General features: G+C 29.2%; 11 protein-coding genes and 1 pseudogene. 8 read left to right on the forward strand and 4 right to left on the reverse strand.

Annotation, left to right across the window (positions count from 1 at the left end; all coding sequences use genetic code 11):
• Positions 1–177: 177 nt before the first annotated feature.
• Positions 178–2,184: an ATP-dependent zinc metalloprotease FtsH gene (ftsH, locus tag RDX53_RS12445; RefSeq protein ID WP_195931753.1), complete on the forward strand. Its 2,007-nt coding sequence runs from the start codon at positions 178–180 to the stop codon at positions 2,182–2,184.
• Between the two features lie 56 nt (positions 2,185–2,240).
• Here ftsH and RDX53_RS12450 read toward each other — a convergent pair whose 3' ends face one another.
• The 3 genes from RDX53_RS12450 to RDX53_RS12460 all read right to left on the reverse strand — a co-directional run bounded on the left by RDX53_RS12450 (position 2,241) and on the right by RDX53_RS12460 (position 3,805).
• Positions 2,241–2,672: a YbjN domain-containing protein gene (locus RDX53_RS12450; RefSeq protein WP_195931752.1), complete on the reverse strand. Its 432-nt coding sequence runs from the start codon at positions 2,670–2,672 to the stop codon at positions 2,241–2,243.
• 11 nt (positions 2,673–2,683) lie between these two features.
• A complete protein-coding gene (locus tag RDX53_RS12455; RefSeq protein WP_295571779.1) occupies positions 2,684–3,115 on the reverse strand; it encodes a YbjN domain-containing protein in 432 nt (143 codons plus the stop codon).
• 177 nt (positions 3,116–3,292) lie between these two features.
• A complete protein-coding gene (locus RDX53_RS12460; RefSeq protein ID WP_307994261.1) occupies positions 3,293–3,805 on the reverse strand; it encodes a PaaI family thioesterase in 513 nt (170 codons plus the stop codon).
• A 603-nt stretch (positions 3,806–4,408) separates the two neighbouring features.
• Here RDX53_RS12460 and RDX53_RS12465 point away from each other — a divergent pair.
• The 7 genes from RDX53_RS12465 to RDX53_RS12495 all read left to right on the forward strand — a co-directional run bounded on the left by RDX53_RS12465 (position 4,409) and on the right by RDX53_RS12495 (position 11,351).
• Positions 4,409–5,500 (forward strand): alanine--glyoxylate aminotransferase family protein, encoded by a 1,092-nt coding sequence (locus RDX53_RS12465; RefSeq protein ID WP_195931037.1) that lies wholly within the window; start codon positions 4,409–4,411, stop codon positions 5,498–5,500.
• Positions 5,501–5,568: 68 nt separating this feature from the next.
• Positions 5,569–6,504 carry a D-2-hydroxyacid dehydrogenase gene (locus tag RDX53_RS12470; protein WP_307994262.1) on the forward strand — a complete coding sequence of 312 codons (936 nt, stop codon included), beginning with the start codon at positions 5,569–5,571 and terminating at the stop codon, positions 6,502–6,504.
• 19 nt (positions 6,505–6,523) lie between these two features.
• Positions 6,524–7,771: a DUF1015 family protein gene (locus RDX53_RS12475; protein WP_307994263.1), complete on the forward strand. Its 1,248-nt coding sequence runs from the start codon at positions 6,524–6,526 to the stop codon at positions 7,769–7,771.
• Between the two features lie 120 nt (positions 7,772–7,891).
• Positions 7,892–8,491, forward strand: a complete 600-nt coding sequence (locus tag RDX53_RS12480; RefSeq protein WP_295777150.1) for a GNAT family N-acetyltransferase — start codon at positions 7,892–7,894, stop codon at positions 8,489–8,491.
• A 146-nt stretch (positions 8,492–8,637) separates the two neighbouring features.
• Positions 8,638–9,297, forward strand: coding sequence for a DUF1638 domain-containing protein (locus RDX53_RS12485; protein ID WP_295675849.1), 660 nt, complete (start codon positions 8,638–8,640; stop codon positions 9,295–9,297).
• A gap of 226 nt (positions 9,298–9,523) precedes the next feature.
• Positions 9,524–9,955, forward strand: coding sequence for a MarR family winged helix-turn-helix transcriptional regulator (locus RDX53_RS12490; RefSeq protein ID WP_195931041.1), 432 nt, complete (start codon positions 9,524–9,526; stop codon positions 9,953–9,955).
• A gap of 16 nt (positions 9,956–9,971) precedes the next feature.
• Positions 9,972–11,351, forward strand: a complete 1,380-nt coding sequence (locus RDX53_RS12495; RefSeq protein ID WP_307994264.1) for an MATE family efflux transporter — start codon at positions 9,972–9,974, stop codon at positions 11,349–11,351.
• 116 nt (positions 11,352–11,467) lie between these two features.
• Here the strand turns inward: RDX53_RS12495 and RDX53_RS12500 are convergent.
• Positions 11,468–12,720 (reverse strand): annotated as a pseudogene (locus tag RDX53_RS12500) (nucleotidyltransferase).
• Between the last annotated feature and the right edge of the window lie 60 nt (positions 12,721–12,780).

The following is a 12,780-nucleotide window of genomic DNA, read 5'->3' on the forward strand; positions in this document are numbered from 1 at the left end:
TTTCATAACATTGAAAGGGTGTTTAAAATAAGTTTGAGTTAAAATTTGAAAATTATAAAAAATCTTATGTAATATATAATGTTTTTTTATCAATAATAATATATAATGAATTTTAATAGGTATTTTGAGAACCAAATATTTATGTAAAATAAATTAATACATAGGAAAGGTGCTAATATGAAAGAAGAAAAAAACAAACCAAAACATTTTAATTATTTTAACTTCTTTTTAATATTATTGCTTGTTGTAATGTTGAATAGCTTATTTTTACCAAGCATAAATTCTCGAATATATGAAGAAGTGGATTATAGTACATTTTTAACTCAGGTTGAATCAGATAAAGTAGACCAAGTAGAGATGAGTGATACACAAATAGTATACACTTTAAAAAAGAGTGGGGAAAATGAAAAGAAAAATAAAAAATCATACTATACAGGATATGTTGAAAATCCAGATTTAGTAAAAACTTTACAAGACCACAACGTTAAGTTTACAAAACAAGTCACAGATGAAAATTCATGGATAGTAAACTTTATAGTGAGCTGGATATTGCCACTTGCAATTTTCTTATTTATAGGAAACTGGCTTATGAAATCTATGGCGAAGAGACTTGGTGGAGGAGCAAATGCAATGCAATTTGGTAAGAGTAATGCCAAAGTATATGTTGAAGCTCAAACAGGAAAGACTTTTGATGATGTAGCAGGACAAGATGAGGCAAAAGAAGCTCTTACTGAAATAGTAGACTTCCTTCACAATCCTAAAAAATACGAAGAAATCGGGGCAGTAATGCCTAAGGGAGCACTACTTGTAGGACCTCCAGGAACAGGTAAAACATTACTTGCGAAAGCAGTAGCAGGTGAGGCAAAAGTTCCATTCTTCTCAATATCAGGATCTGAATTTGTTGAGATGTTTGTCGGTATGGGTGCTGCGAAAGTTAGGGACTTATTCAAACAAGCCAACGAAAAAGCTCCATGTATAGTATTTATAGATGAGATAGACACAATAGGTAAAAAACGTGATACTGGTATGCCAGGAGGAAACGACGAAAGAGAACAAACACTTAACCAACTTCTTACTGAGATGGATGGTTTTGATGGTAAAAAAGGTGTTGTTATATTAGCGGCTACAAATAGACCAGATTCACTAGATAAAGCATTACTTAGACCAGGTCGTTTTGATAGACGTATTCCTGTAGAACTTCCAGACTTAGCTGGTCGTGAATCAATACTTAAAGTACATGCACATGGTGTTAATATGGCTAAAGACATAGACTACAATGCAATTGCTAGAGCAACAGCAGGAGCTAGTGGTGCTGAACTTGCTAACATAATAAACGAAGGTGCATTAAGAGCAGTTAAGATGGGTAGACATCAAGTTTTACAAGAAGACTTAGAAGAAAGTGTAGAAGTTGTAATAGCTGGTTATCAAAGAAAAGGTGCAGTTATATCTCAAAGAGAAAAATCAATAATTGCATACCATGAAGTTGGACATGCGCTTGTTGCAGCAAAACAAACAGAATCTGCACCAGTACACAAGATAACAATAATACCTCGTACTTCTGGGGCACTTGGATATACAATGCAAGTTGATGAAGGTGAAAAAGTCCTAATGACAAAACAAGAAGCATTTAATAAAATTGCTACTTTTACAGGAGGACGTGCAGCAGAAGAGTTAATATTCGGCTCATTCACAACAGGTGCATCAAACGATATAGAACAAGCAACAAAAATGGCTAGAGCAATGGTAACAAGATATGGTATGAGTGAAGACTTTGATATGATGGCACTTGAAACAGTGACAAATCAATATCTAGGAGGAGACGCATCGCTTACTTGTTCACCAGAAACTTCAACTAAAATAGACCAAGAAGTTTTAAGTATAATAAAATCAGCTCACAAAAAAGCTATGAATATACTTAAAGAAAATGAAGAAAAACTACACGAAATATCTAAATACTTACTTGAAAGAGAAACAATAACAGGTGAGGAATTTATGGAAATCTTAAATGGAGAAAAGCCTTCTGATAAAATAGAAGAAAACACAGACTCAGATAATACTTCAGATCAAAATGAAGTTGTACTTGAAGGAAGTGAGTTTCAAACAGTTGACGAAGGGTTAACTCTTGAAAAGAAGATTGATATAAAAATAGATAAAAAAGCAGATTTAGATGAAGATAATAAATAAGATTTATGAATAAATAAAAAACTGGATTTTTATAATCCAGTTTTTTTATTATTATACTAAATAGAATTTATAATTGTGCTATAAGATTCTAAGACATCTCGATAGCCAACTTTTAATATATGTATAAACTCAGTACTGCTAAATGTTCTTTCAACACCAATATAATTTACACAGCCATATATCTTATCGTCTTCATCTAGGTAATATCTCACCAATAAACTACTTTCATTTAAACTATTTAAAATATTTAAAACAAGATTTTTTTTTGAGGGATTATTGAGTTTTGCTATATAGTAGTACACTAGGCTGTAGGCTCGGTTTGGAAGTAATATTACAGATATTACACAGACTGCACCAGAATCATCAATTTGTTGTGCAGATTGTAGACATAGGGCATCATTATCATCTTGTAAAATATCAAATGATTCTAAAATATCGGCATCCCTCATTGCACCCATAACTTTCAATTTTTTAGTATCAAAGTCCATTTTTATTCCCCCTAAATTAAATTTTTGATTTTATTATATGCATCAATAATTTCGCTAAAGCCTATCTCCATCAAATTTATAAATTCAGAACTATTAAAATTTGTATCAATTCCAATATAATTTATTGCCCCAACTATATGATTTTGTTCATCAATATAATATTTCATAAGAATGCTATCGTTATTTAGTTTATTTAGAAATTCTATTATAGTAGATTGTTTGCTAAAGTCTGCGAGTTTAGCGAAAACGTAGTAGATTAAACTGTAGGCACTATCACTAGACATGATAATAGAGATTATGCAGTGAGCTTGTGTTTCGTCAATTTTTTGATAAGTTCTTAAAAGTAGTGCTTGGTGATCATCTTCAAGTATATCAAAAGACTCTAGAAGGTCGGCATCTCGTAGTGAATCCATAACTTCAAATTTTCTTTTTTCAAAATCCAATATATCACACACCTTTGTATATAAAAATATTATCAACATAGAGTTTTTAATATGTTACTTAATTCTACGTTGTTTTAGAAACCTCCTTTATATAATATGAAAAAACGCATCTCGAAATGATACTATTTCAGATACGTTGTTAGTTTGCATAATATATTAAATTAAAAGTTAAGATTTTTATTTTCCTGGAATTTCGATATATTCTACAGGTTCATCATCTGGGATAGGAATCCATTCCTCAGCCATATCACATTCATCAGCAATTTGACCAATCGGCATTTTTACGTATTTTGCTTTTGCAGTAACTGCAATCTCCCCATTAGGAAGGATTATTTCACCTTCACCTTCAAATAATTTTCTTGTATCTCTAGTTACTCTAGCAACTGTTATTATATCGCAGTCGATTGGGACTGGCTTTTTATATCTTAGTTCCAAACTTCCTGTAACACCCCAAACTGTTTCGTCACTAACGCTTATGGCACGACCGATAGTTTCATCTAAAATTGCTGCAGATATTCCACCATGAACTCTTCCAGGATAGCTTTGGTGAAATTCCTTAGAATTGAAAATAGATGCCAATTCACCATTTTCTAATTGATAGAAACGAGCCTTTAGACCTAAATCATTTTTCACACCACAAACAAGACAACTTTTAGAGCTGTTTTGTTTTTTTAATACTTTATATTTCATGTTTATCTCCCTTTCTTTTTACAAAATTAACCATACTTATAATTATAACCTAATGCAGTTAAATTTATTAATAGAAGTCTCTATTTAGTGATCTAGTTTTATTTTAAGATAGTTAAAACTGTAGCTAAAAAGTTTGAATTTGATGTGAATTAATATAATAAGTACGCTATAAGAATTGCTATATGCTCTCCAAAAGATGAGGATGAGCTTAGAAAAGGATTGAGTATCATAAAAGATTTATATAAAGAACTAGAAAATAATTAATAAAAAATGTATATATAAGAATACTTTAAAATAAAATGGATATAATTATAAACATTACGAAAAGATTATCTATAATATTTATAAAAATAAAAATTGGATTATAATTTACAAATTATAAAATATTAGAAAAAAATCAATATAAATGTTTAATTAAATCTGTGTGATTATATATATTTTGATGATATATAAAAAAATATATATAAAATATAAAAAAATTTATATGTATCAAATACTCAAAAATATTGACAAATTAAGGAAATAATCATACTATAATTATTAAACAAAGTAATTATTATTTTGATAATAAAAAATTAAACTATTTAAGAAAGGAGGCTTATTATGAGTAAAAAATTATTTATACCAGGACCTATAGACGTTAGTGAAGATGTATTAGAACAAATGGCTACACCAGTTATAAGTCATAGAAGCAAAGAAGCATCAGAACTTCAAAAAAGTATAACAGAAAAAGCTAAAAAATTATTTTACACTGATAATGAAATATTATTATCAACATCCTCCGGAACTGGCTTAATGGAAGGATCCATTCGATGTTGCACATCAAAAAGAGCAGCAGTATTCTCCTGTGGTTCATTCGGAGATAGATGGCACAAAATGGGTATAGCTAATGGTGTTCCAACAGATTTATTTAAAGTTGAATTAGGGCAGGCAATAGAACCAGAAATGATCGATAAGGTACTTGCAACTGGCAAATACGATTTAATAACTGTAACTCATAATGAGACTTCTACAGGCATAAGAAATCCAATTGAAGATATTGGTCAAATCCTAAAAAATTATGACGATATAGTCTACTGCGTAGATACAGTTAGTTCAGCGGGAGGAATAAAAATCCCCGTCGATGAAATTGGAATAGATATTTGCATAACATCAGTTCAAAAAGCAATTGGCTTACCACCTGGTATGTCACTTTGCACATTTTCTGAAAAAGCTAAAAAAAGAGCAGAAAAAGTACCAAACCGAGGAGTATATTTTGATTTACTATCTATGTATGAGTATATCAAAAAGAAAAATTATCAATACCCTTCAACTCCATCCCTTTCACACATGTTCGCTTTAAATTATCAATTAGAAAAAATCTTAAAAGAAGGCCTAGAAAACAGATTTAAAAGACATGAAGACATGGCTAAAATCGTTAGAAATTGGGCTGAGGAACACTTCGAAATCTTTACAGATAAAAATCATTTATCAAATACTTTAACAGTAGTAAAAAATACCCAAAATATAGATGTATCTGAATTAAATGAAGAATTACAAAAACGCGGATATTTAATTGCAAATGGATACGGTGACCTAAAAGACAAGACATTTAGAATTTCACACATGGGAGATTATACTCAAGAAGATATAAGAGATTTATTGAAAAATATTGATGAGATATTAGGATTTTGCCCCGAAGTAGTAAGTTTTTAGAAAATAAGAAACCATAACTTACCAGGGTGTTAATGATAAAGTGGAAAAGGATTTTGGAGGTATAGAAAATGTGTAGAATATTAGTAGCTGATGGAATGAATAAAGAGCAAATAGAAAACTTAAAGGAATTAGGATTTGATGTAATAGATGAATATTATGATGGTGAAGAACTTGGATTAATGTGTCAAGATGTTGATGCTTTAGTTATTCGTTCAAAAAATAAAATCACTAAAGAAATAATAGATAAAGCCTTAGAAGGAAACGCAAGACTTAAATTAATAATCAGAAGTGGTGTAGGTCTTGACAATATAGATGTCAAATATGCAACTCAAAAGGGAATAAAAGTTATGAATACACCATGTGCAAGCACTAGATCAGTAGCAGAACTTACAATTGGTCAAATCATAACAATAGCTAGATTTGTAAATATAGCTAATGTAACTATGAGAGACGGTGAGTGGAATAAAAAACAATATATAGGAACAGAAATCTTTGGTAAAACATTAGGAATAATAGGTTTAGGTAGAATAGGTAAAGAAGTTGCAAGATTAGCAACAGCATTAGGTATGAAAGTAATATACTACGATATATTAGGAAAGATGGAAGGATGTCAAAAATACAAATTCTGTAGCTTTGAAGAAGTATTAAAAAACACAGACTTCTTGACAATACACATACCTTATGACCCAGAAAAAGGTTACTTAATAACTAAAAAAGAATTCGATTTAATGAAAAAAGGCGTATACTTTATAAATAATGCTAGGGGTGCTCTAGTATGTGAACGCGACTTAATAGATGCATTAGACGAAGGTAAAATAGAAGCTGTAGCTATGGATGTTTATGAAAATGAACCTAATGTAAACCTAGAATTAGTTAATCACCCAATGGTATCTCCAACTCCTCATATAGGAGCATCAACAGTTGAAGCTCAAGATAGAATAAGCAAAGAAATAGTAGAATTGTTAGTTGAATATTTTCAAGATGATGAAAAGATAGCATTATAGATTTCAGGGGGAAAGATAAATGGCAATAGTAAAATCTTTTAGGGCAATTAGACCAGCAAATAATTATGTTGATATGGTGGCAGAATTACCATATGACGTTATGAATAGAGAAGAAGCTAAAGAAATGGGTAATAAAAATAAATATTCTTTTATCCATGTAGACAGAGCTGAAATAGACTTAGATGATGAAATTGATGAACATGATGAAAAAGTTTATCTTAAAGCTAGAGAAAATCTAAATAAATTTAGAGAAAAAAACATACTAATTAAAGAAAAGCAAGAATGTATATATATCTATAGAGAGATTATGGATGGCAGAGCACAAACAGGCATTGTTGCATGTGTGTCTGTTGATGACTACATCAATGGAATTATTAAAATTCACGAGTATACAAAACCTGACAAAGAATTAGACAGAACAAACCATATAAAATACTGCAATGCAAATACTGGTACAATTCTTCTTACTTATAAAAACAGAAAAAAAGTAGACGAAATCATAAACTTCTACGTTAAAAATGAAATTCCAATATACGATTTTATTAGTGATGATGAAGTACGTCATACAGTTTGGAAAATTTATAGACAAAATGATTTAAAATATATAGTTGATGAATTTGATAAAGTACCGTATTTATATATAGCTGATGGTCACCATAGAGCTGCAGCTGCAGTAAATATCGCCAAAGAAAAGAGAGAGCAAAATCCAAATTATACAGGTGATGAAGAGTTTAATTACTATATCGCTATGATAGCTCCCCAAGATAATTTAGAAGTTTTAGACTATAATAGAGTAGTAAAAGACTTAAATGGAAATACAAAACAAGAATTTATAGATAAAATAGCACAAAAATTTAATATCGAAAAAATACCAGATAAAAAACAATATAAACCGAATAAAAAAGGCGATGTAGGTATGTTTTTAGATGGAGATTGGTACAAAATTGAATTTGGAGATAAATATACAAAGGTAGATGATGAAGTTAAATCTTTAGATATATCAATCTTACAAGATAATATCTTAGACGAAATTTTAGGAATAAAAGATCCTAGAAGAGATAAGAGAATAGATTTTGTGGGAGGAATTAGAGGTATTGATGAACTCGAAAAAAGAGCAAATAGCGATATGGAAGTAGCATTTGCAATGTATCCAACTGGGCTTGATGAGCTTATAGCAGTTGCAGATGCAAATAAAATAATGCCTGCAAAATCAACTTGGTTTGAACCAAAAGTAAGATGTGGACTATTTTTACACGAATTAGATTAGGAATTATATAATTAATATAAAAAAGGATTTAAAGCTAAATTGGCGATAAATCCTTTTTTATATTTCAGAATATGATATATTAAAATTATTAGACAATTAAGATTTTAGAGGAGAGATACAATGAAAAATAGAGATGATATATTAAAAGATATAACATTTAGAATGGCAGATGTATCGGATGCAGAAGAATTATTAAGTATTTATAGACCTTATGTTACTGATACAGCGATTACTTTTGAATATGAGGTGCCTTCTGTTGAAGAGTTTAAAAATAGAATAAAAGAAACTTTAGAAGGATATCCATATATAGTTTGTGAATATAAAGATAAAATAGTTGGATATGCATATGCACATAGATATGGTGAAAGGGCTGCTTATCAATGGGATGTTGAGTTATCAATATACCTAGATATGAATTATAAAAGCTTAGGAGTAGGAAAATTACTATATAATAAACTTATAGAGATTGTAAAATTACAAAACGTAAGAAATATATACGCTTGTATTACTTCTGCTAATGAGAAAAGTTTAAAATTCCATGAAAAATTAGGATTTGAATTTATAGGTATATTCAAAAATACAGGATATAAATTTGATAGTTGGTATGGAGTTAACTGGATGGGAATTGCAGTTGGTGATATAAATGAAAAGCCAGAGCCAGTAAAAATGATAAATGAAGTAGATTCAAAATTAATAGAAAATATATTAAATTGCAAATAAGTTTATATTTAATGGATTATATCCATAAATGGACAACTTTCAAGCAACTTTAAGTGTAGAAAAATATATATTAAAATAATGTATTTAAGATAAAATTATTATAGAAATTGGGGTAAATTAAAGTTATTTTATTAGGAGGGGTTATTTTGAAGATAGCAATATTAGCATGTAAAACTTTAAAACATGAGATTGAAAAAGCATGTAAGGATAATAATATCGACTATCCTATATATTGGGTAGAGTCAGGGCTACATAATTATCCTGAAAAATTACATAAAACAGTCCAAGAAGAATTGGATAAGTTACAAGATTTTGACAGGGTTATTATGACATTTGGATTATGTGGAAATGCACTATTAGGGATTAAAAGCAACAACCTTGAATTAATAATGCCAAAGGTAGATGATTGCATAAGTTTGATGCTTGGATCTGTGGATGAAAGACGAAAATATGGTGGAAAAAATGGTATGTACTTCTTGACTAAGGGTTGGATTGAAGGTGAGAGAAACCTTTGGGTAGAGTATCAATATACTATTGAGAAATATGGAGAAGAAACAGGCAAAGAGGTATTTGATATGATGCTAAATCACTATAAAACACTGGGGATAATCGATACAAAATGTTATGATTTAAGCGAAATAATGCCGCTTTGTAGAGAAATCTCAGAGACATTAAATCTAAAATTAAAAATACTAGAATATCCGATTGATTATATAGAAAAGTTACTTACTGGGCCTTGGGATGAAAAGAAATTTGTCGTTATCAAACCACATAACGAAGTAAAGGACTTCACATTGGAATTATAAGATCTAAAATAGAAAATCACCTAAAAATATTTATTGAAAAATAAGTAGTTTTAGGTGATTTTTTTGTGCAGAAATATGTAAAAGAACTAGATAAAATGTAAAAATTATATAATTAAAATTTAGGAAAGATAATTGACATTTATAATAAAAAAGATTAGAATTGTTAGAGTGCTAACATTAGGTAACTAACATTAGTTGGCTAACAAAAGAGAGGTGTGATTTCTTGGTGGATAGAATTGAGGTAATTGGTGTTTTACACAAAGTAGATAACCAAATAAAAAGAAAAATAGATCAAGTCGCACTAAAGCATGATTTAACAGGAATACAGGCATTTTTTCTAAAATGTATACATGATAAAAGTAGTGAGGGAGATTTATTCCAAAGAGATTTAGAAAAGATGTTTGATATTAGAAGGTCTTCTGTTTCAACTATGATTAGTTGCGTAGAGAAGAAGGGGTACATAAAAAGAGTAAGTATTCCTACTGATAAGAGAGTTAACAAAATAATTCTTACAGAAGAAGGTATGAAAAAGCATGAAGAAGTAGACGCTGATCTAAAGAAATACAAACAAGAATTATTAAAAGATTTTTCAGATGAAGAGATAAAACTTTTATATAACATTCTTGAAAGAATTTCAGACAGTACAAAAAAAGAATAAAATAGGAGGGAATATTATGGAACAAACAGCGGTTAGACAAGAGCAACCAGTTCAAAGAGAGAATAAAATGGGTACTATGCCAGTAGACAAATTATTATTATCTATGGCGTTACCTATGGTAGTATCAATGCTTGTTCAAGCATTATACAATATAGTTGATAGTGTTTTCGTTGCACAACTTAGCGAAAATGCGTTAACAGCAGTATCAATGGCATTCCCAGTACAAAACCTTATGATAGGTTTAGCAACAGGTATAGGGGTTGGGATGAATGCATTCGTTTCAAAAAACTTAGGACAACATAACCAAGAAGGCGTTAATAAATCAGCTCTTCACGGTATTTTCTTAGAATTTATAAATTATTTAATATTCTTATGTATAGGGTTATTTGCAGTACAAAAATTTATGCAAACTCAAACAAATATAAGTGATATAGTTGAGTCAGGAACAACTTACTTAAGAATAGTATGTATATGTTCATTTGGTATATTTACTCAAGTTGCATTTGAAAGATTATTACAATCAACTGGTAAAACACTTTTATCAATGACAACACAATTAACTGGGGCAATAATAAATATTATATTAGACCCAATTTTAATATTTGGTTTATTCGGTATGCCTAAATTAGGTATAGCAGGTGCTGCTATAGCAACAGTTATAGGTCAAATAGTTGCAGGTACATTTGCAGTAATACTTAACCTTAAGAAAAATAAAGAAATACATTTACATTTAAAAGGATTCAGACTAGAAAAAGAATATTTAGGAAGAATATTATATGTAGGTATTCCTTCAGTATTAATGGTAGCAATAGGTTCTGTTATGAGTTATGGAATGAACTTAATCCTTATGACATTCTCATCAACAGCAGTTGCAGTATTCGGAGCTTATTATAAATTACAAAGTTTCGTATTCATGCCAATATTCGGTCTAAACAACGGTATGGTTCCAATAGTATCGTTCAACTTAGGAGCTAGAAACAAAGAAAGATTAGTAAAAACTATTAAATTAAGTATTTGTTATGCTGTAGGTATAATGTTAATAGGACTTGTTATAATACAAGCAATACCTGGACCATTATTAAAGATGTTTAACGCATCTGAACAAATGTTATCTATAGGTATACCAGCACTTAGAATAATAAGTGTCAGCTTTGTATTTGCAGGGTTCTCTATAATAGCATCTTCAACATTCCAAGCATTAGGAAATGGTATATTAAGTATGTTAGTTTCATTCGTAAGACAATTAATGTTCTTATTACCAGTTGCATTCTTACTATCAAAATTAGGAAATGTAGACTTAGTATGGTTATCATTCCCAATAGCAGAGATAGCTGCAGTTACAGTAAGTGCTATATTCTTAAAATATTTATACAATAAAGTAGTAAAAGATTTATAAAATAAATTTAGATTATTTATATAAAAAGCCTGGCAGATTATCTGTCGGGCTTTTTTAAAATTTTAAGCAACGGAATCTCCGATTCGTTGGCGCCATGAGCGAAGCGAATTTTTATATTATTTTATATATTTTGGTGAAGTTATATAATCCATAGGCCCTTTTAATAAGGACTTGTTATATATTAAACTATACATATTAGTAGCTTTAATATCGTAGTTTATTAAAGTGTTAAATATGTCTGAATCTATATGTTTTATTTTTGAAAACTTTGTAATAACTTCTATTTCAGAGTTTTTCTTTATCTCTTTTAGAATTTCACAGCCTTTATCATTAAATGCTAAAACTCTGACATAAGGCATTTCTTTTAAATCTTTAGTTTTTAGAATATCATCTCTTTTTATGCCTAACATTATATTGTTTAATGTTCTAGAAATTTTTGTCATAGTATATCTTTTTGATTTTATTTCGTTTTGCAATTCTTCAATATTTTGGCATTTAAAGATAGAGTTATAAATTTTATTTTCTATACCTTCATTAACTTCAAAATAATCTGTTAGATTATCTTTATCTCTTAAAATTATCGATGAAAGAATTTGATAAAAATCATCGTTATATACAAGGTTTACACCGGAATTAACAGTATCGTTTATTAAATCATAAGTTGGTTTTGGCATAGTGTAGTTTATAGTTTCTAAACTATCTGTTTTTAAGGCATTTCTAATAGCTGAAGCCGAACAAATTGAGTTATTTATATTTAAACTATTGTATCCAGAATTAACTCTATTTATAGTGTATGGTTTAATATTGCTATTTAATTTTAATATGCTTTTTATGTACTCGATTCCCAAAATATTATTAGGTGAATTTAATATTTCTAGCAAAGTTTCTTTTGAAGTATCGTATAATTTATTTTCGCTTATATAATCAAATAAAGCAGATGCTCTAGCTTTTGGGAATGGAAGTCCATCTCCTAAATAACTTTTTAGTTTATTTTTAAATGTAGGTGGTTCATCTATTAAGATTTTGGCAATTATATATAATATATCTATATTTCCGATTTCACTACCAAAACAAACAGAATTTACACAATTTAGTGAATTTAGTAAAGTTATTCCACCGTGAGAAAAAATTTCCGCGCTTTGACATGAATATAAAGTTGGTAATTCCACAACTAAATCAACTCCATTTTTGACTGCCATTTCCGCTCTAGTAAATTTATCCAAAAGTGCGGAGTACCTCTTTGCATAAAATTTCCGCTCATTACGGCTATCGTGTGTGTAGCATTTGTTAATTTTTTTGATTCATTTAAATGATATAGATGGCCATTATGAAATGGGTTATATTCAACTATTAGACCAAGTAAATTCATAAAACTTTCTCCTTTTTTGTAAATAATATGTTTATTATTTTAATTAATTGAAATAATAAT

It is taken from the genome of uncultured Intestinibacter sp., from assembly GCF_902468165.1.
GTDB lineage: Bacteria > Bacillota > Clostridia > Peptostreptococcales > Peptostreptococcaceae > Intestinibacter.